The 20,776-nt window shown below is 60.5% G+C and carries 17 protein-coding genes; 6 read left to right on the top strand and 11 right to left on the bottom strand.

Annotated features, from left to right (window positions below; translation table 11 throughout):
- Positions 1-191: 191 nt before the first annotated feature.
- On the bottom strand, positions 192-1,694 hold the full coding sequence (gene dacB, locus CD932_RS10125) for a D-alanyl-D-alanine carboxypeptidase/D-alanyl-D-alanine-endopeptidase (RefSeq protein ID WP_094442529.1): 1,503 nt from the start codon (positions 1,692-1,694) through the stop codon (positions 192-194).
- An 8-nt stretch (positions 1,695-1,702) separates the two neighbouring features.
- Entirely contained in the window at positions 1,703-2,941 is a 1,239-nt protein-coding gene (locus CD932_RS10120) for a nucleoside recognition domain-containing protein (RefSeq protein ID WP_094442528.1), read from the bottom strand.
- A gap of 212 nt (positions 2,942-3,153) precedes the next feature.
- Here CD932_RS10120 and CD932_RS10115 point away from each other — a divergent pair, with 212 nt between their 5' ends.
- From CD932_RS10115 to CD932_RS10100, 4 genes are all read left to right on the top strand, one after another.
- A complete protein-coding gene (locus CD932_RS10115) occupies positions 3,154-4,977 on the top strand; it encodes an ABC transporter substrate-binding protein (protein WP_094443569.1) in 1,824 nt (607 codons plus the stop codon).
- 217 nt (positions 4,978-5,194) lie between these two features.
- A complete protein-coding gene (locus CD932_RS10110; RefSeq protein WP_094442527.1) occupies positions 5,195-7,948 on the top strand; it encodes a TonB-dependent receptor in 2,754 nt (917 codons plus the stop codon).
- Between the two features lie 68 nt (positions 7,949-8,016).
- A complete protein-coding gene (locus CD932_RS10105; RefSeq protein WP_094442526.1) occupies positions 8,017-9,084 on the top strand; it encodes an LD-carboxypeptidase in 1,068 nt (355 codons plus the stop codon).
- Positions 9,085-9,196: 112 nt separating this feature from the next.
- Positions 9,197-10,090, top strand: coding sequence for a YihY/virulence factor BrkB family protein (locus tag CD932_RS10100; protein ID WP_094442525.1), 894 nt, complete (start codon positions 9,197-9,199; stop codon positions 10,088-10,090).
- A gap of 465 nt (positions 10,091-10,555) precedes the next feature.
- Here the strand turns inward: CD932_RS10100 and CD932_RS10095 are convergent, their stop codons facing one another.
- From CD932_RS10095 to CD932_RS10075, 5 genes are all read right to left on the bottom strand, one after another.
- Entirely contained in the window at positions 10,556-11,683 is a 1,128-nt protein-coding gene (locus CD932_RS10095) for an acyl-CoA dehydrogenase family protein (protein WP_094442524.1), read from the bottom strand.
- A gap of 11 nt (positions 11,684-11,694) precedes the next feature.
- Entirely contained in the window at positions 11,695-12,363 is a 669-nt protein-coding gene (locus CD932_RS10090; RefSeq protein ID WP_094442523.1) for an SDR family oxidoreductase, read from the bottom strand.
- 34 nt (positions 12,364-12,397) lie between these two features.
- Positions 12,398-13,594, bottom strand: a complete 1,197-nt coding sequence (locus tag CD932_RS10085; RefSeq protein WP_094442522.1) for an acetyl-CoA C-acyltransferase — start codon at positions 13,592-13,594, stop codon at positions 12,398-12,400.
- Between the two features lie 25 nt (positions 13,595-13,619).
- Positions 13,620-14,804, bottom strand: coding sequence for an isovaleryl-CoA dehydrogenase (locus tag CD932_RS10080; RefSeq protein ID WP_094442521.1), 1,185 nt, complete (start codon positions 14,802-14,804; stop codon positions 13,620-13,622).
- A 160-nt stretch (positions 14,805-14,964) separates the two neighbouring features.
- Entirely contained in the window at positions 14,965-15,387 is a 423-nt protein-coding gene (locus CD932_RS10075; protein WP_094443568.1) for a MerR family DNA-binding transcriptional regulator, read from the bottom strand.
- A gap of 640 nt (positions 15,388-16,027) precedes the next feature.
- Between CD932_RS10075 and CD932_RS10070 the strand changes: the two genes are divergently transcribed.
- Together CD932_RS10070 and CD932_RS28760 are read left to right on the top strand one after the other, a co-directional pair.
- Positions 16,028-16,435 (top strand): hypothetical protein, encoded by a 408-nt coding sequence (locus tag CD932_RS10070; RefSeq protein ID WP_176460925.1) that lies wholly within the window; start codon positions 16,028-16,030, stop codon positions 16,433-16,435.
- A 248-nt stretch (positions 16,436-16,683) separates the two neighbouring features.
- On the top strand, positions 16,684-16,854 hold the full coding sequence (locus CD932_RS28760; protein ID WP_176460924.1) for a hypothetical protein: 171 nt from the start codon (positions 16,684-16,686) through the stop codon (positions 16,852-16,854).
- A gap of 5 nt (positions 16,855-16,859) precedes the next feature.
- On the opposite strand, the gene CD932_RS10065 is transcribed toward CD932_RS28760, so the two are convergent.
- The 4 genes from CD932_RS10065 to CD932_RS10050 all read right to left on the bottom strand — a co-directional run bounded on the left by CD932_RS10065 (position 16,860) and on the right by CD932_RS10050 (position 20,683).
- On the bottom strand, positions 16,860-17,468 hold the full coding sequence (locus CD932_RS10065) for a UbiX family flavin prenyltransferase (RefSeq protein WP_094442520.1): 609 nt from the start codon (positions 17,466-17,468) through the stop codon (positions 16,860-16,862).
- A complete protein-coding gene (grxD, locus tag CD932_RS10060) occupies positions 17,461-17,772 on the bottom strand; it encodes a Grx4 family monothiol glutaredoxin (protein WP_010402157.1) in 312 nt (103 codons plus the stop codon). The genes CD932_RS10065 and grxD overlap by 8 nt, the downstream gene beginning before the upstream one ends.
- Positions 17,773-17,870: 98 nt before the next feature.
- Complete coding sequence (locus CD932_RS10055) at positions 17,871-18,332, bottom strand: GNAT family N-acetyltransferase (protein ID WP_094442519.1); 462 nt, start codon at positions 18,330-18,332, stop codon at positions 17,871-17,873.
- Between the two features lie 2 nt (positions 18,333-18,334).
- Complete coding sequence (locus CD932_RS10050) at positions 18,335-20,683, bottom strand: Tex family protein (protein ID WP_094442518.1); 2,349 nt, start codon at positions 20,681-20,683, stop codon at positions 18,335-18,337.
- Positions 20,684-20,776 lie beyond the last annotated feature (93 nt).

The raw sequence follows: 20,776 nt of genomic DNA, 5'->3' as shown, positions 1-20,776 counted from the left end.
CGATGATAGTGCTGCAACCAGTGTGAAAGTAGGTTATCGTCAGGCTTGTTATTCGCAGTAGAAAAAAACCCCGATCAGCAATGGTCGGGGTTTTTTTTCGTCTGCAGCTTGCATGCCGCCAGATCAACAGATCAAAAAACAGATCAAAAAAAGCCCTGCGCTACGCGCAGGGTTTGGACATGCCAGCTGCTTTATTGCCTGGCGATCGATGGTGGGCTACCGCTACGCGCCACCCACTCGATCAACGCATCGACGGCGGCGCGGCCATTGCCGTTGCCGGCCAGGTCGCTATTGATCATTGCCACCACCACGCATTGCTGATTGTTGGCATCGGGCACATAGCCGGCGATGGCCACCACATTCTTCAAGGTTCCCGTCTTGATGCGCGCGCGCGAAGCGGCAGGGCTGCCCAGCAATCGCTTGCGCATGGTACCGTCCAGCGCGACGATGGGCAGGCTGGACTGGTACTCGGGCGCCCAGACGCTTTGCTGCATTGCTTGCAACACACCAGCCAGCTGCGCTGGTGCAATCCGCCCCGTGCGCGACAGGCCGGAGCCATTGTCGATCAGCATGCCATCGACCTTGATATTGTGGCGCAGCATCCAGTCCTGGATCACCTGCCGCGCACGCATGGTCGTATCTTCGGGCGCGCTCATGGCGACCGGGCGGCTGCCCAGCCAGCCATCGCTTTGCAGGCTGCCGATGCTGAGGAACAGGGTACGGGCCAGGGTGTTGTCGGACGATTTGTTGATGTCGCGCAGCACTTCCGGCAAGGCGCGTGCCACATGGTCGGCCAGCATGCGCGTGCCGACCGGTTCGGCGGCCGGTGGCAAACCGGTCGGCGGTGCTTCGCGCACGCTGCCCGTGATGCTGCCGCCCAGGCGTTTCCAGGTTGTGCGGAACAGGCGGTCCGCATAATCGTTGCGGTCCAGCACATTGATGCTGAAGGCCTTGCGGCAATTTTGCGGGAAGGTGCCGTGCAGCACAACCTGCAGCCTGCCGCTGGTATCGCGCCGGTACTCGGGCGGGCGCCAGCCTTCTTCCCAACGCGCGCAACTCCCCTTGATCAGTGTCATGTCGCTGCTGATGGCCACATTCTCAAGTTCCGGCAGCATCAGCAACTTCAGTTGCTGCGTGGTCGAGCTGAGCTCGATATCGAGCATATTGGTGTTCAGCAGCAAGGCGTCGGGAATCACGTTGTAGCGGAACTCGGCTGATTCATCGAATGGTGGAGCGCCGATGTCTAGCCGCGCCGGCTGGAACAGCTGTCGGTCGAGAATCAGGTCGCCCTTGATTTTCACGATGCCCTGGTTGCGCAGGGTTTGCAGCATGTGCTCCAGCACGTCCGCATTGAAGTCTGTATCGGCGCCACCGCGCAAGATCAGGTCGCCTTTCAGTACACCATTGATGACGTCGGCGCTGGTGCGCAGTTCCGTGCGGCCACGAAAGGCAGGACCGAGCTGCTCGAGGCCCACGGCCGTGGTCACCAGTTTCATGGTCGAGGCTGGCTGCATGCTGCGCTCGGCCCCATGCGACATCACCACGGTATTGCCACGCAGAACGATGGCGCCCATGGCGTCCTCGGGAATATTGGCGCTGCGCAGCAACACGCTGACCGATTCAGGCAATTGCGCGTGCGCTGTCGACAGACCAAGGCCAGCGATCAGCGCGGCGATCAGGACAGGACGTAACATGGTGCTCCTTAATGGAAAAAGACGTAGGCGACAAACACGGCGGCGATCACGCCGGCCAGGTCGGCGATCAGGCCGGCCGTGATCGCATAGCGCGTCTTGCGGATGCCGACCGAGCCGAAATACAGCGCCACGATATAGAAGGTGGTGTCGGCCGAGCCCTGGAACACGCAGGCCAGGCGGCCGACAAAGGAGTCGACGCCGTAGGTATTCATGGCGTCGATCATCATGGCTTTCGAGCCCGAACCGCTGAGCGGCTTCATCATGGCGGTCGGCAGGGCGGGCACAAAGTCGGTATTGATGCCCAGGTTGGCAAAGAACCAGTTAAAACCGCTCATGACAAAATTGAACACGCCCGCGTTGCGGATCACGCTGATGGCCACCAGCATGCCGACCAGGTAGGGAATCACGGTAATCGAGGTCTGGATGCCGCCTTTCGCCCCTTCGATAAAGGCGTCATAGACATTCACTTTTTTGCGCAGCGCGCCGATGATAAAGATGGCGATCACGCAGATCAATACCAGATTGCTGACCACTTTCGAGACCAGCTCGATTTCCTGCTTGGTCAGGTATTGCGTGAAATACCAGATCATGGCGACGATGGCGGCCGTCATGCCACCGAGCCAGCTCAGCACCACGCTGTTGAGCAGGTTGATGCGCTGCTTGATCGACACCGTGATGATGCCGACCAGGGTGGCGACATAGGTGGCGATCATGCAGGGAATAAAAATGTCGGACGGGTCGGCCGCACCCAGGATGGAGCGCTGCGCCATGATGGCCAGCGGGATCAGGGTCAGGCCCGAGGTATGCAGCACCAGGAACATGATCTGCGCATTGGTCGCCTCGTCCTTGTTGGGGTTGAGTGTTTGCAGGCTTTCCATCGCTTTCAGGCCGAACGGCGTGGCCGCATTGTCCAGGCCCAGCAGATTGGCTGAAAAATTCATCACCATATGGCCGGTGGCCGGATGGTCCTTGGGAATTTCCGGAAAGATCTTTGAAAAGAAGGGCGCAATCACCTTCGCCAGCCAGCCGACGATGCCCGCCTTTTCACCGATATTCATGATGCCGAGCCACAAGGTCATCACGCCGGCCAGCGGCAGCGCGATATCCATCACGCCCATGCGCGCCGTTTCGAAGGTGCCGTCGATAATGCGCTTGAAGATATCGGTATCACCCAGAAACAGCCACTGCAGCACGGCGGCCAGGAAACCTACGAGGAAAAAGCCGGACCAGATGTAATTAAGCGCCATGGATGATCAGTTCTTGGGTATCAGTTCTTGGATTTAAGACGAGGAAAATACCTGCAAGCAAAGTATAGAGGCAGCGTGCGGCGCGTTGATGAAAGAATGCAGCCTCCGCATGCCAAAAAGTTATAAGCTGTCCGCCTGTTTTCATTGGCGTCCTTGGGCTTGCCCGCGTAGTGTGGACAATGCCTGCCTTCACCTGTACTGGAACACTGATGATGTTTTTGCGTAAAACCGCTTGCGCCGCCGGCCTGGCGTTGTTGACCTTGTTGGCCAGCACCGCCCATGCCACCACCGATGCCGCCACCGATGCGCCATCAATGCGCGCCGGCAAGACCTTGCACCTGTTCCTGAGCACCAGCGAAACCGGCCTGGACCCGGCCGTGGCCTCCGACCTGGCCAGCCTGAACCTGATGGAGAACGTGTTCGATCCGCTGCTGCGCTACGACTATCTGGCGCGTCCGGTCAAGCTTCAGGGCAATACGACGCGCGGCTTGCCGAAAGTCGAGGACGGCGGCCTGAGTTACACTTTCCAGTTACAGCCCGGTGTCTTCTTTACGCCCGATCCGGCCTTCAAGGGCAAGCCGCGCGAAGTGACGGCGCAAGATTATGTGTACAGCTTGATGCGGCTGTACGATCCGGCGCTCAAGTCGCCGTGGCTGTTTTTGCTGGAAGATAAATTGGTGGGCGACGCGGTGCTGAAGAAAAATTTCAGCTATGACACGCCGATCGCCGGCCTGCAGGCGCTGGACAAATACACCTTGCGCATACGCCTCAACAGCATCGATCCGAACTTTTTGTTTTACCTGGCCATGCCGGCCACCGGCGTGGTAGCGCGCGAAGTGGCCGAAGCCTACGCCGCCCCAGGCCAGCTGGGCAATCATCCGGTGGGTAGCGGTCCGTTCATGATTACCGAGTGGAAGCGCAGCGACAAGATCGTGCTGCAGGCCAATCCCGATTTCCGCGCCACGGTGTTTCATACGGAGCCTGCGGCGCTCAGCGCCTTGCCGCCGGTGGACCAGGCGATCGCCAGGTCGCTGGAAGGAAAAAAACTGCCGCTGGTCGAGCGCATCGAAGTGCGCATCGTCGAGGAATACCAGTCGCGCATGCTGGGTTTTTTGAAAGGCGAGTTCGACTACCTCGAACAAGTGCCCGAATCGCTGACCGATATGGTGCTGGCCCATGGCGGCCTGAAGCCGGAACTGGCGGCCAAAGGCATCACCCTGGAACGTTTTCCCGTGCTGCAGACGTATTACATGTGGATGAATATGGACGACCCGGTGCTCGGTGGCTACAGCAAAGCCAGGCTGGCCCTGCGGCGCGCCATTGCACTCAGCTACAACAGCGGCGAGGATATCGCGCTGCTGAAAAAGGGCCTGGCCTTGCCGGCGCAGTCGCCGCTGCCGCCGAACGTGCTGGGCTACGATAAAGGCTACCGCAGCCCCGTGTCCTACGAGCCGGCATTGGCGCGCGCGCTGCTGGACCGTTTTGGCTACAAGATGGGGCCGGATGGTTTTCGCCGCCAGCCCGACGGCACGCCCCTGATCCTCACCATGTACACGGAGCCGAGCATGGTGGGGCGGCTGCGCGATGAATTGTGGCGGCGCAACCTGAACGCCATCGGCCTGCGCGTGGCCTTCAAGAGCGACAAGAAGACGGAAATCATCAAGGCTTCGCGCCTGGGCAAGGTGCAGATGTTCGAGACCAACTGGATCGCCGACTTCCCCGATGGTGATAACTTTATGCAATTGTTGTACGGTCCCAACAGTGGCCGGGCCAACTACGCCCGCTTTAACTTGCCCGATTACAATAAACGCTATGAGGAGGCGCGCCTGCTGTCCGATTCGCCACGCCGGCGCAGCCTGTACTTTGATATGTGGCAGCTGATCCATGCCTATACGCCCTGGGTGCTGCTGACGCATCCTATCTCGGCCGACCTGCAGCAAGCGTGGTTAAAAAACTACAGGCGCCATCCCGTGGAATTGACTTCCTGGCGCTATCTGGACGTCGATAGGGCACGGGATCGCGCCACGGTAAAGTAAGCCGGCGCTGAAAAAGGGCATTCATTCCAAAAAGTTATGGTAAGGACAGCATTTTTCATTGGCTGGCGGCGGAAGCAACGCGCTACTCTGAAAATGAAAACAAATAAAGTCATGCGCAAACATCATAAAAAAATGTACTGAGAGACCGATGCCGCGATGTGACTATCAACCTGGCTTGAAGAACTCAAGTATCGATTGCCCAATAAGGAGAAAGCCCGTGAAATTGAAAAAGCTAGCGCAGTTGATGGCATTGATAGGGGTGGCTGGCACGGCCGTTGCGCAAGAAGCGACGCCGCCGGCGATGCAACGGGTCGAAGTGACAGGCAGCAGCATCAAGCGCATCGCCAAGGAGGGCGCGCTGCCGGTGCAGGTGATCACCTACGATCAGATCGAAAAACAGGGTATTACCAGCGCCGAGCAATTGCTGTCGACCATATCGTCGAACGGTACGGGCGCGAACAATATGACGTCCGGCAATAATGTGTTTGGCGCCGATGCCGACCGGGTCAGCGGCGGCGCGTCGTTCGCCTCGCTGCGCGGCCTGGGGCCGAACAGCACCCTGGTGCTGTTGAACGGGCGCCGCATCGCCACCCACGGCGCCAGCGGCAAGGCGGTCGACCTGAACTCGATTCCAATGGGCGCCATTTCGCGCGTGGAAGTCCTCAAGGACGGCGCCTCGGCCATCTACGGCACCGACGCCATCGGCGGCGTGATCAATTTTATTTTACGCACCAATTACAGTGGCGTGGAAGCGTCGGCCACCACCAATTCCACCGAGGCGGGCGGCGGCATGAATCGCCGCGCCTCCTTGCTGGCCGGCCATGGCAGCCTGGAAGACGACGGCTACAACGTCATGATGAGTTTGACGGTCGACAACGATGACAAGCTCAGCTCGAACCAGCGCAGCTTTGCCAACGGTTTTCAACCGGGCCGCGGCCTGTCGCCCGATACCACCGGCACGCCGTTCGCCAACCAGATGACGGGCGTCGGCACGGCGCTCGGCACCTCGTTTATGGTTCCCGGCAGCAGCACGCAATACCTGCAAGCCAATCCACTGAGCTTTACGGGCAAGTGCGACACGGTGGCCGGCATGTCGCAATACCAGACGGCGCTGTGGTCGAAGGTGACCTCGCCACTGCGCACCACCTATTCCTGCGCCTACGACTACGGCGGCGACTATGTGATTTCCTTCCCGGTCGAACGCGCCAACCTGCTCAGCCGCGGCACTTTCAAGCTGGCCCAGGACCATACGATGTTTGTCGAGCTGCTCGGTTCTCGCACCAAGGCCACGGCGGAATTGACGCCGATGCAGATCCCGACCTCGGTCGCTGCCGGCGGCCTGTATCCGGTGGGCGGCGCGTATTATCAGGATTTGTCGGCCTATATCCCGACCTATGACCGCAGCAAGCCGATCGCCTATAAATGGCGCGCCAACGATTTCGGCAACCGCACCCAGGAAAACATCACCGACAACCTGCGCCTGCTGGTCGGCTTCGAAGGCACGGTCGGCAAGTGGGACTACAAGGCGGGCGTGTCGCATGCGCAAAGCAAGACCAACACCAGGCTGCTCGATGGCTACTCCTATACGGCGCAGCTGTTCCGGGCTCTGGCCAGCGGCGTGATCAATCCGTGGGTGGGCGCCGGCCAGAGCCAGACCCAGGCGGCCAGGGATCTGATTGAGTCGACCAAGTTCCGTGGCGATTTCCAACACGGCAAGACCACCCTGACGGCCGTCGATGGCTCGGTCTCGGGCGAATTGCTGCAACTGCCGGCCGGCGCGCTGTCGGCCGCCGTCGGTTTTGATTTGCGCCGCGAAAGCTATGCGTTTGGCCAGGATATCGACGCGCAACTGGTGTTCCTGTCGCCGGGCAATGCGGCGCTGGAAAAAGCCAGCCGCAACGTCAAGGCCGTGTATGCCGAGTTGCTGGTACCGATCATCAAGGACCTGGAAATGCAGCTGGCCTTGCGCCGCGATGATTACAGCCTGGTGGGCGCCTCGACCAATCCGAAAGTGTCGTTCCGCTACCAGCCGGCCTCGTGGCTGCTGTTCCGCGGTTCGGCCAACAAGGGTTTCCTGGCGCCCAGCTTTACCCAGCTGTATTCGGGCCAGCTGTTCCAGGAAATGTCGAGCGGCATAATCGATACCATCGGTTGTGGCCGCCATCCCGGCGATCCGGCGTTTTGCGCACCGGCACGTTTGAACTATTTCTCGGGCGGCAATACCGCTTTGAAACCGGAAACCTCGAAACAGGGCAGCGTGGGCATGGTGATCGAACCGGTCAAGGGGTATTCGGCCTCGCTCGATTACTGGGCCATCAATTCCAGGGACCGCATCCTCAACCGTTCGGCCACCATCGTGCTGCAGAACGCCGCCTTGCTGCCGCAAAACATCATCCGCAATGCCGATGACACCATCAACTATGTCCAGGCGGGCTGGATCAATGCGGCCGGTTCGCGCACGCGTGGCGCCGACCTGAGCTTGCGTGGCGAAGGCAACACGAATGGCTACAAATGGAATGCGGCGCTCGACGGCACCTGGACCCAGAGCTTCAAGTTTGCCGAGATCGCCGGCCAGGAGTACAAGGAGTATGTCGGCAATTTCTATACGCGCGATTTGTACTTGCGCTGGAAGCACAACGCCTCGTTCTCGCTGGCGCGCGGCGACTGGAGCGGCTTGCTGACACAAAACTACAGCACCGGCTACAAGGACCAGGTACCGAACGGCGGCGCGCTGCCCTATCCGGCGGGCTTCAATCCGAAGGTGGGCAGCTATACTACCTACACCCTGTCGGGCACCTACACAGGTTTCAAGAACACCACCCTGACGGTCGGCATCCAGAACCTGTTCGACAAGGACCCGCCGTTCACCGCGCATAACGTCGACGATGTGGTCGGCGCCGGCTGGGACCCACGGGTGGCCGATCCGCGTGGTCGTGCCCTGTCATTCCAGGTGAAATACAAGTTCCTGTAAGCCGCGCTGGCGTCACATGCGCGCAGCGGCGGCGCCTGGCGACGCCGTTTTTTTCCAGAAAGGGCCGCATGAGCAGTCACAGTGTTAACCGGCGCCGCTTTGGCGGCATGCTGGCCGCCGCCGCAGGCGCGATCGGCGCGCCGGCGCTGGCCGCTGCCGCGCAGCAAGCACCCATGCAAACATATCCCCTGCTCAAACCGGCGCGCCTGCGCCAGGGAGACCTGGTCGCCCTGGTCGCACCGGCCGGCCTGATCGATGAAGACGAGCTCGCCCGATCCATCAGCAATATGGAGTCGCTGGGTTTGCGCGTCACCCTGGGCGCCAATATCCGCGCCGTTAACGGCAACTATGCGGGCACGGTCCAGCAACGGCTGGACGACCTGCATGCGGCGTTTCGCGATCCGCACGTCAAGGCCGTATGGGCCATACGCGGTGGCTCGGGCGGCATCTCGCTGCTGGCACAGATCGATTACAAGCTGATCCGCAGCAATCCGAAGATCCTGATCGGCTACTCCGACATCACGGCGCTGCACCTGGCGATCCATCGCCACACGGGGCTGGTGACGTTTCACGGGCCGGTGGCGTCCTCCACCTTTTCCGACTACACGGTGACGCACTTGCAAGCCGTGCTGATGCAGCCGCAGCAGCAATACACGATCCCGATGGCGCTGGAAAACCACCGCCGCGCGCAAACCCAGCCCAATTTCACGATCCGCACCGTGCATGGCGGCCAGGCCACGGGACGGCTGATCGGCGGCAACCTGTGCATGGTCAGCGCGTTGGCCGGCACGCCGTATGCGGCCGAGTTTGAGCAGCGCATCCTGTTTCTGGAAGAAATCAACGAAGCGCCGTACCGGGTCGACCGCATGTTGTACCAGCTCGACCTGGCCGGTGGCCTGGCGAGCGCCAGGGCGCTGATGCTGGGCGTGTTCACGCATTGCGAAGCCGATGAGGGCGGCAGTTCATTGACGCTCGACCAGACGCTGGACCAGCATTTGCTGCCGTTGACCGTGCCGGCGGTGGCCGGCTATTCCTTCGGCCATATCCGCGACCAGTTCACCTTGCCGATGGGCATACTGGCCACCTTGGACGCCGAGCGCCAGACGGTGACGTTGCTGGAAGCGGCCGTCAGTTAGCTTGCGTACGGCGGTGGGTGTAAATGATACCTATGCTATGGTGCATGGGCGGCGTGGCACACGGCTACGCCGCGCCCTTTGCCAGCAGCGTCTTTCACCAGGTACACCGTTCATGATCAACCGCCACGCCAGCGCGTATATCCTCAGCCATCCCTTGTCTTTCGTGCTGCAGGTGCTCAAAGGCTTTCGCGCCAACCAGGGCTTGCTGCTGGCCGGCGCCGTCGCCTATTACTCGTTGCTGTCCATCGTGCCGCTCCTGATGCTGGTGGTGGTGGCCCTGTCGCACGTGATCGCGGAAGAAGAGTTGCTGCGCACCATAGGCCATTATCTGGAGTGGCTGGTGCCGGGGCAATCGAAAGCCATCGTTGCCGAGGTCGCGCATTTTCTCGATAACCGCAGCGTGATCGGTTGGCTGCTGCTGGTGACCATGCTGTTTTTCAGCTCGCTGGCGTTTACGGTGCTGGAAAACGCCATGAGCGTGATCTTCAACCATCGCGTGGCGATCCGGCGCCGCCATTTCCTTATTTCCGCCATCCTGCCGTATTGCTACATCCTCTGCCTGGGCGTCGGCATTTTATTGATCACCCTGGTAGCGGGCGGCTTGCAGGTGATGGGCGACGAAAGCGTGCGCTTCCTGCGCCAGGACTGGGGCCTGGAAGGCTTGTCGGGCGTGCTGCTCTACCTGCTGGGGCTGACAGGCGAAATCCTGGTATTGAGTTCAATTTACCTGGTGATGCCGGTGGGCCGGCTGTCGTTTACGCATGCGCTGATGGGCGGCGTGACGGCGGCATTGCTGTGGGAAATCGCGCGCCATGTGCTGGTCTGGTATTTTTCCACGCTGTCGCAGGTCAATATCGTCTACGGCTCAATGACGACGGCCATCGTCGTCATGTTCAGCCTGGAAATCGGCGCCACCTTGCTGCTGCTGGGCGCGCAAGTCATTTCCGAATATGAGCGCGTGGCGCGCGGCGGCGAGGAAGACAAGCCGCTGGAGTTAAGGACTTGATTTAAAAAGGTTGTTGCGTCGCACAAAAGCCTGTGCTATAATTCTTTCAGTGGTTGAGATCTGCTTGCAGATACTCTCACTATCCAGCTTCAGTGCGGCGACCGACAGGTGTAATGTCGATGGCGTGACTAGCACGAAAAACTGGATTTTGTAATTCCGAATACGTTGGTCGAGCTTACACTTGGAGTCACCATGCAGATAGCATGGGAGTCCGAAAATCAGGAGGCACTTTGCAGATAGCACTGGCGTCCATGACACGATTAAAGCATTGGTAATACATTGGAACGAAGCCCGCGCTAGCGGGCTTTTTTTTCGTCTGGATGGCACCTTTATAAACCTACTGTGCAGCCCGCTCTCGAATCGGCGTTACTCGCCGTACCCAAGTACGGCTGCGTTACTCAATCCGATATCGTGCTTGCTCGCTACGGTTTCTAAAGGCGCTGAGACTTTTATGGCCAAGCCTTGTTACAAGGCTCGTGCGATGAGTATCTTCTGGATATCGCTGGTGCCTTCGTAAATCTGGCATACGCGCACATCGCGGTAGATGCGCTCGACCGGGAAGTCCGACACATAGCCATAGCCGCCATGCACCTGGATGGCGTCGGAACAGACTTTTTCGGCCATCTCGGACGCAAACAGTTTCGCCATCGCTGCTTCCTTCAGGCACGGCAGGCCCGCATCCTTCATCGATGCCGCGTGGCGTATCAGCTGGCGCGCCGCTTCGATTTGCGTGGCCATGTCGGCCAGGCGGAACTGTACCGCCTGGTGTTCATAGATCGCCTTGCCGAAACTTGTCCGTTCGCGCGCGTAGGTCAAGGCCGCTTCATAGGCGGCGCGCGCCATGCCGACCGCTTGCGAGGCGATGCCGATGCGTCCGCCTTCGAGGCCCGACAGGGCGATCTTGTAACCCTGGCCTTCTTCACCGATCAGGTTGGCGGCGGGAATGCGGCAGTGCTCGAACAGGATTTGCGCCGTGTCCGACGAGTGCTGGCCCATCTTCTGTTCCAGCGACGCCACGATATAGCCGGGGCTATTGGTCGGTACCCAGAAGGCGCTGATGCCGCGCTTGCCGGCCGCCTTGTCGGTCACGGCCATGACGATGGCCACATCCGCATATTTGCCACTGGTAATAAACTGCTTGGTGCCGTTGATGATGTAGTCATCGCCATCGCGGATGGCGGTGGTGCGCAGGGCCGAGGCGTCGCTGCCCGTGTGCGGCTCCGTCAGGCAAAAGGCGCCCAGCATCTTGCCTTGCGCCAGAGGACGCAGCCATTGTTCCTGCTGCGCCTGGTTGGCGTACATCATGGCGATGCTGCAGACGGGGCAATTGTTGACCGAGATAATGGTCGACGTACCGCCATCGCCGGCGGCAATTTCTTCCAGTACCAGGGCCAGCGACACATAATCGAGGCCGGCGCCGCCGAGCTCTTCCGGCACGGCCACGCCAAACGCGCCCAGCGCCGCCAGTTCCTGCAATTCTTCTTTCGGGAAATGGTGTTCCTTGTCCCAGCGGGCCGCGTTGGGCGCCAGGCGCTCGCGCGAAAAGCTGCGCAGCGCCTCCTGGATCATGCTTTGCTCTTCATTGAGTATCATGGATAAAGTCTTTACCAGCCGATGGGGCTGCCGTCGTAGTTGCGGAAAACCGCCTGCCTGGATTGAGGCAGGCTGGCCAGGGTGGCGCGGATGCCGGCCGCGCTTTGTTCAGGGGAAATATCGGCGCCGGCGCCGCCCATCTCGGTACGCACCCAGCCCGGGTGGAAGGCCACGCAGCTTACGCCCTGCGGGCCATGCACGAGGGCGGTGTCGATCAGCACGGAGTTCAGGGCCGCCTTGCTGGCGCGGTACAGCGAACCGCTGGCGCTGCTGCGCTCGCTGAGCGACCCCATGTGCGACGACAGTACGGCCAGCTTGCCCCTGGCATTGCCCACCAGCGGCGCCAGGATGGGCAGCAAGCGCATGGCTGCCAGCACATTGGTATGCATCACGGCATCGAAATCGGCTTGCGCCGGGAAGCCATCGTGGCGCGGGCCATATACGCCTGCGTTGAGGATGGCGACCTCGAGTTTTTCATCGTCGAGCTTCCAGCCCAGGCCGGCGCAGCCTTCGACGTCGGTCACATCGAGCTGGTGCGCTTCGGCGCCCAGCGCCTTGAGCATGTCGCAATCTTGCGCCTTGCGGGCGGTGGCGATCACGCGCCAGCCATCCTGGCGGTATTGACGGACGATTTCATGGCCGATGCCGCGCGAGGCGCCGATAATCAATGCAGTAGGCATATGCTGCTCCCTGGAGTGATGGAAAAAGGCCAGCTTATACCAGTTCGATCGCCATCGCCGTCGCTTCGCCGCCGCCGATGCACAGGGCCGCCACACCGCGCTTGCCGCCCGTCTGTTTCAGGGCGCCCAGCAAGGTGACGATAATGCGCGCGCCCGAGGCGCCGATCGGGTGGCCCAGCGCGCAGGCGCCGCCGTGGATATTGATCTTGCTGTGTGGAATATCGAGGTCGTGCATGGCGGCCATCGGCACGGCGGCAAACGCTTCGTTGATTTCAAACAGGTCGACATTGCTGCTGCTCCAGCCGGTTTTTGCGTACAGTTTTTTCACGGCGCCGATCGGCGCCGTCGTAAACAGATTCGGCGCCTGGGCGTGGGTGGCGTGGCCATGGATTTTCGCGATGATGGTCAAGCCCAGCTTGTTCGCCGTCGATTCGCGCATCAGCACCAGGGCGGCGGCACCATCGTTGATCGAGGACGACGAGGCGGCGGTAATTGTGCCGTCTTTCCTGAACGCGGGTTTGAGCGATGGAATTTTTTCCAGGCGCGCCTTGGCCGGGCCTTCGTCGATGCTGACGACGGTGTCGCCACCACGGCCGGGCACGGTGACAGGCGCGATTTCCCAGTCAAAACCACCGTCTTTTGCCGCCGCCTGGGCGCGTTTGACCGATTCGATGGCAAACGCATCCTGCGCTTCGCGCGTAAACGCGTACTGGCTGGCGCACTCCTCGGCAAACGTGCCCATCGAGCGGGCATTGCCTTTTTCGTCGCGGCTGTAGGCGTCTTCCAGGCCGTCCATCATCATGTGGTCGAACAGCATGCCGTGGCCGATGCGGTAGCCGCCGCGCGCCTTGGGCACCAGGTAGGGCGCATTGGTCATCGATTCCATGCCGCCGGCCACCACCACCTCGGCGCTGCCGGCCAGCAGGGTGTCGTGGGCGAACATGGTGGTCTGCATGGCCGAGCCGCACATTTTCGACAAGGTGACGGCGCCGGTTGAATCTGGCAGGCCGGCCTTGCGCAAGGCCTGGCGCGCGGGCGCCTGGCCCTGGCCGGCCATCAGGCAATTGCCGAAATACACGTGTTCCACCAGTTCGGGCGCGACACCGGCGCGCTCGACGGCGGCCCTGATGGCCACGGCGCCCAGGTCGCTGGCGGTGACGTTGGAAAAGTCGCCCTGGAAGGCGCCCATGGGGGTGCGCGCGGCACCGACGATGACTACTGGATCATGCATGGTAATTCTCCGTTATCAAAGGTGATTACTTGGTTTCGGCAAACAATTCGCGGCCGATCAGCATGCGGCGAATTTCGCTGGTACCGGCGCCGATCTCATACAGCTTGGCGTCGCGCCACAGGCGTCCGGCCGGGTAGTCGTTGATATAGCCATTGCCGCCCAGCGCCTGGATCGCTTCGCCTGCCATCCAGGTGGCTTTTTCGGCGCTGTACAAAATGGCGCCGGCCGCATCCTTGCGCAGCTGGCGCACCGCTTCCGGGGTGGTGGCGCGGTCGCAAGCCTGGCCCACCGCATAGACATAGGCTTTGCAGGCCATCATGGTCGAATACATGTCGGCCAGTTTGCCCTGCATCAATTGGAATTCACCGATGGCCTGGCCAAACTGCTTGCGCTCGTGCACATACGGCACCACCAGGTCCATGCAGGCCTGCATGATGCCCAGCGGTCCGCCGGACAGCACCGTGCGCTCGAAGTCCAGGCCCGACATCAGCACATTGACACCCTTGCCCAGGCCACCGAGTACATTTTCAGCCGGCACTTCGCAATCCTGGAACACCAGTTCGCCCGTGTGCGAGCCACGCATGCCCAGCTTGTCGAGCTTTTGCGCGATCGAAAAACCCTTGAAATTCTTTTCGATCAGGAAGGCCGTCATGCCGCGCGCGCCGGCCGCCAGGTCGTTCTTGGCGTACACCACCAGCACATCCGCGTCGGGGCCATTGGTGATCCACATCTTGGTGCCGTTGAGCACCCAGCGGTCGCCCTTGAAGTCGGCGCGCAGCTGCATGCTGACGACGTCCGAGCCAGCGTTCGGTTCCGACATGGCCAGCGCACCGATATGCTCGCCGGTGATCAGCTTCGGCAGGTATTTGGCTTTCTGCTCGTCGCTGCCGTTGCGCTTGATCTGGTTGACGCACAGGTTCGAATGGGCGCCGTACGACAGGCCGACCGAGGCCGAGGCGCGCGAGATTTCTTCCATGGCGATGATATGGGCCAGGTAGCCCATGCCGGCGCCGCCATATTCTTCGCTGACGGTAATGCCGAGCAGGCCCATGTCGCCCATCTTGCGCCACAGGTCCATCGGGAACTGGTCGCTGCGGTCGATTTCCGCCGCGCGCGGAGCGATTTCGGCGGCGGCGAATTGCTGGATCGCTGCGCGCAGGGAGGCGATATCTTCGCCGTGGTCAAAGGTCAGGCCTGGGAGATGGAGCATGTCGTCCTCGTCGTCGTTATAGGTGATCGGCTGTCTGCCGCTTCAAAAGTCATCGTTGCAAAACCATGATACTCAGTTGTGACGTTTACGTAAACGTAAAGCAAAGTATAAAGCATGTGCTTGCGGCCTGCATCAAGCGGGCCGGCGCATGTTGCTCATGTTACTGCGCCGCCAGCGCGCCGTCGTCCAGTTCGGCCAGCATGCGCGCGCAGGCTGCTTCGTGGGTGGTGATTTCGGCCAGCGCCATTTCGATATCGATGCGCTGCTGTTCCAGGGTCTGCCGGTGCTGCGCCAGCACGCCGAGAAAACGGTCCATCTGCGCGCGCGTGTCCTTGGGCGAATCGTACATGTCGACCAGGCTTTTGATCTCGGACAAGGCCAGGCCCAGGCGCTTGCCGCGCAAGGTCAGCTTGAGCCGGGTACGGTCGCGCGGCGTATAGACCCGGCTGCGCCCGCCCGCCCCTTCGCGTTTCGGACTCAGTAATCCCTGGTCTTCATAGAAACGGATGGCGCGCGCCGTGATGTCGAACTCGCGGGCCAGTTCGGTAATGGTGTAGGTGGTGCTCGGTGCGGGCGTAGACATGGGCGTGGGGCTGGTGGGCATGATGGTTCGGACTGTGGTGACGTTGACGTTCGCGTCAATGCCATTGTAGCGCGCCCGCGCCATCAGGCCCGAAACAAATGCCCGCAGCAGCGTTGCGATGAGCTGACAATGCTGCGGGAGGAAAAATGGATCGAAAATACACCGAATCCAGTATGAAAACGCCGAGGACGATTGAAAGTTGGTGGCGTGGATGCCACCAAAAAGAACTTTCTTTGTGCCAACATGAGCACTTTTCGTTATGATGGAAGTAAATTTGCCATCCAGACAAGCAGCTGCGTAGAAGTTTCCAATATAAAATAAAATAGTATTTATGAAAGGTTTTGTTATAAGAAATTATGTGGCGCGCACCTTGCATGCGTTACCACAGGGCGCGCATGATTGCATACCGTATGTTGTAGCGCCAAAACGAGGCTTTGAAATCGTGTTGCATTGCAAAATTCAAAGCCAGCCGCGAATTTGACCCGAATCCATGGTGGATTGCAAAAGAAAATTTGGCCCGCTATTTACAGGAAAAGTCCGCCGGACTGTTAATTGTAAATTATTTTCTTTTTTAGAAGTGACAATCTGCATGGTCATTCAAGAAACTGACTTTCATGTTACAACATGAAATAGTACACCTATGAATTCTTCTAACGAACGCGAAAGCTTTAGCCAGCGACTTCAACTGGCTCTGAAAAACGCCCACTACTCTCCTGACAGCCCGACCAGACTGGCCCGGGAATTCAATATCCGTTTCGATGGACGCCCGATTACTGTGCATGCCGCCAGAAAATGGTTAGTTGGCGAAGCCATCCCCACGCAAGAAAAATTGCGCATGATTGCTCAATGGTTGGGCGTGCCGGCGGAGTGGTTGCGCTTTGGCGGTCCGGAAAGCGCCGCGCCAAATGGCGAAACGGGCAGTGCCCTGTCGCGTTTTGAATCGGTCGATGTGAAATTAATTGCTGATCTGCAAAGATTAGATGAGCATCATCGTCACATCGCGCGTGAATTTATTCGCATGCTGGTCCGCGTTAACTACCAAAAGTAAATATTTTCCCGTCGTCACGGCGCTTGCGGACGGCGCCAGGCCGGTCAGCGATGGCCGGCTGTTTTTTTGCGCGTGGTCATGCTGGAGACATGATTTTGCTGCACAATAAAACCCTCTTATGTTGCACTGCAACTGGATTATTCGACGATCGTCTTGTAACAGACAGCGCAGTGGCCAATAGCGGCGCATAATAGGTCAGCAGCAGCCAGTTTGTCATCCACCATGGAGCCGAGCATTTGAGCCGTCTTATGAAAAGCAACTACAGCAACACCGCGCAGCTGAAAGACTTGATGACCGTGCCGCCCATGACCGCCGCGCAACATGCGGAAGTCATGCGCAAACGGATAGCTCAACGCAGGATGGTTGAAGAAGCCAGGGATTTGAAGAGAGCCAGCGCCACGCAGTTCGAAAAGCGCTGACGGATTTATGCGCTAGCGCTGTCGCTGTTTTTTAAGCCATTCCAGCGTGGCGCCAGGCCATGCTCGATGCCGAGCAGGTCGATGACGCGCGCGACCGTATGGTCGACCATCTCGGCGATGCTGTTGGGTAGCTGGTAAAAGCTCGGCAGCGGCGGGAAGATAATGCCGCCCATTTCGGTGACGGCCGTCATATTGCGCAGGTGCGCCAGGTTGAACGGCGTTTCGCGCACCATCAAGATCAGGCGCCGGCGCTCCTTGAGCGCCACATCGGCCGCGCGCGTGATCAGATTATCCGACAAGCCATGCGCCACGGCCGCCAGCGTCTTCATCGAACACGGCGCGATCACCATGCCGTCCGACTGGAACGAGCCGCTGGCAATCGATGCGCCGATATCGCGCTGCTTGTGCACCACGTGCGCCAGCGCTTCGATATCCTTGCGGCCCATGCCGGTTTCCTGGTGCAGGGTCAATACCGCCGCGTCCGACAACACCAGATGGGTCTCGACGCCGGGGAGGGCGACTAGCAGTTGCAGCAGCCGCAAGCCGTAGATGGCGCCCGTGGCGCCCGTGATGGCAATGACGATACGGCGCGGCCGCTGCGGTACATCAGGCATCAAGCAAGGACTTCAGTTCGCCCGATTCAAACATTTCATTCATGATGTCGGAGCCGCCGATGAACTCGCCTTTGACATACAGCTGTGGAATGGTCGGCCAGTTCGAGTAGTCCTTGATGCCCTGGCGAACTTCCGGGTCGTCCAGCACATTGACGGTGGCGATGTTTTCCACACCGCAGGCTTTCAGGATCTGGATGGCGCGGCCGGAAAAGCCGCACTGTGGAAACTGGGCCGTGCCTTTCATGAACAGCACGACCGGCGTGCTCGTCACGGTTTCTTTGATCCAGGTTTGTACGTCGCTCATGGTTGCCTCTGATGGGTAAATAAATAGATGGCGTCATTTTATAAGAAAACGACGCCACGGGTATGCGCTCAGGTCATTAATCGCGAAAGTGCGCCACGCTACAGAATCTTGCCCAGGCAGACGGACTGCGCCGCTCCCACGTATTTGCCCCAGGGCGCGACGGGCGCGTAACCATGCTTGCGGTAAAACGCCACGGCGCGCGTGTTGATCACGCGCGTCGACAGGGCCACGGCAAGGTAGCCCAGCTTGCGCGCTTCGGCTTCGGCGTGAAACAGCAACGCCGCGCCTACGCCAGTGTTGCCGGGGCGGGCAAACATGCGCTTGAGTTCGGCTGTTGTACTGCCGCTCTGCTCAAGCGGGCGCAGGGCGGCGCAGCCGAGCAGCTGGCCGGCACCATTTTTGGCCAGATAAAAGCTGCTGCGCGCGTCCGGTGCGTCGGCATCGAACGAAGCGCGGCCGCTGTCGCCGCACAGCTCCTGCAGCACGCTTGATAGCTCATCCTGCAACAGCCGCGCCTCGGCACTGCTGGCGCTGGTCGTGCTGATGACAATGTCAGGCATGCTTATCCGCGCAGCTTGGCAAAGGCGGCGGCCATGCTGCCGGCCGGCTCGGGCGCGTTACGCGCCTGCGACTGGTGCTGGGCCATGCTGCGGCGGTCGTTGCGGTCGCCTTTTTGCTCGGGCTTGCTGCCGGCCTGCGGCGCGCTGTCCGTCAGGCGCATGGTCAGCGCGATGCGCTTGCGCTTTTCATCGACTTCCAGCACTTTCACGCGCACCACTTGCCCGGCTTTGACCACCGTGTGCGGATCTTTCACAAACGTGTTCGACAGCGCCGAGATATGCACCAGGCCATCCTGGTGCACGCCGATATCGACAAAGGCGCCAAACGCGGCCACGTTGGTGACCACGCCCTCCAGTATCATGTCCGGGCGCAGGTCGCGGATTTCTTCCACGCCTTCCTTGAAGGTGGCGGTGGTAAATTCAGGACGCGGATCGCGGCCCGGCTTTTCCAGCTCTTTCAGGATGTCGGAAATGGTCGGCACGCCGAAGGTTTCGTCGGCATATTTGGCCGGGTTCAGGGTTTTCAGCAGGGACGTTTCGCCGATCACCGCCTTGATGTCCTTCTTGATATCAGCCAGGATCTTTTCCACCAGCGGGTACGATTCCGGGTGCACGGCCGAGGCGTCGAGCGGATTGTCGCCGCCCATCACGCGCAAAAATCCCGCTGCCTGTTCGAACGTCTTGTCGCCCAGGCGCGGCACGCTTTTCAGCGCCGCGCGCGAAGTAAATGCACCCTTCATGTCGCGATAGCTGACGATGCTTTGCGCCACGCTGGCCGACAGGCCCGACACGCGCGCCAGCAGCGGCGCCGAGGCCGTGTTGACATCGACGCCGACGGCGTTGACGCAGTCTTCCACCACCGCATCGAGCGAGCGGGCCAGCTGGCTCTGGCTCACGTCGTGCTGGTACTGGCCCACGCCGATCGATTTCGGGTCGATTTTCACCAGTTCGGCCAGCGGATCTTGCAACCGGCGCGCGATCGAGACGGCGCCGCGCAGGGACACGTCCATGTCGGGCAGTTCTTTCGAGGCAAACTCCGACGCCGAATACACCGACGCGCCCGCTTCCGAGACGACGATCTTCGTCATCTTCGCTTCCGGATGCTGCTTGATCAGGTCCTGCGCCAGTTTGTCGGTCTCGCGCGAGGCGGTGCCGTTGCCGATGGAAATCAAGGACACATTGTGCTTGGCGGCCAGACGGCCCAGCGTATGCAACGAGCCATCCCAGTCGTTCTTCGGCTGGTGCGGATAGATCACGGCCGTATCGACGACTTTACCGGTGGCGTCGACCACGGCCACCTTGACACCCGTGCGCAGGCCCGGGTCCAGGCCCATGGTGGCACGCTGACCGGCCGGCGCGGCCAGCAGCAGCGCTTTCAGGTTGGTGGCGAAGACATTGATGGCGTCCTGTTCCGAGCGTTCGCGCAGTGCGCCCATCAGCTCGGTTTCCAGGTGCATGAAGCTTTTCACGCGCCAGGTCCAGCGCGCCGTGTCCGATAACCACTTGTCGGCCGGGCGGCCCTGGTGCTTGATGCCGAAGCGGGCGGCGATGCGGCCTTCGCAAGGATTGTGCGGCGCATCCCATTTTGGTTTCTCCGCTTCCGTATCGAGGCGCAGGGTGACGTCGAGGATGCCTTCGCGGCGTCCGCGCAGCAGGGCCAGCGCGCGGTGCGATGGCACCGTGGCAATGGTTTCCGAGTAGTCGAAATAATCGGCGAATTTTTCGCCTTCGTCCTGCTTGCCTTCGACCACTTTTGATTCGACTACGCCATGTTCCTGCACGTATTCGCGCAGGGTTTGCAGCAGGTTGGCATCTTCGGCGAAACGCTCCATCAGGATCTGGCGCGCGCCGTCCAACGCCGCCTTGGTGTCAGGCACGCCCGGGTTGTTGCCGTCGGCACTCGTAAAGGCGTCGCGCAGGAATTTGCCCGCTTCCATTTCCGGCGTCAGGTCCGGGTTGCCCAGCAAGCAGTCTGCCAGCGGCGTCAATCCCGCTTCGATGGCGATCTGCGCCTTGGTGCGGCGCTTCTGTTTATACGGTAAATACAAATCTTCCAGGCGGGTCTTGTCTTGCGCGTGCATGACGGCGTCGAGCAGGGCCGGCGTCATCTTGTTCTGTTCCGTGATCGAGGCCACGATGGCGGCGCGCCGTTCTTCGAGTTCGCGCAGGTAGCGCAGCCGCTCCTCGAGCAGGCGCAGCTGGATATCGTCCAGGCCGCCGGTCGCTTCCTTGCGGTAACGGGCAATAAAGGGCACGGTGGCGCCTTCGTCGAGCAGTTCGATGGCGGCGGCAACCTGTACCGGTTTGGCGGCAAGTTCAAGGGCAAGACGTTGTTCGATGGTGGGCAGCATGGTTGTTTCCAAAGCGATCAAGGCTGGAATGATACGCAATCGGCGCGATTGTGTCAGTGTTTGGACAGTGTGCACGGTGGAACTGATATTGAA

Source organism: Janthinobacterium sp. PC23-8 (assembly GCF_002250505.1).
Taxonomy (GTDB): domain Bacteria; phylum Pseudomonadota; class Gammaproteobacteria; order Burkholderiales; family Burkholderiaceae_D; genus Janthinobacterium.
The sequence above is the reverse complement of the archived record's forward strand: the minus strand, read 5'-3'. Positions and strand labels throughout refer to the sequence as shown.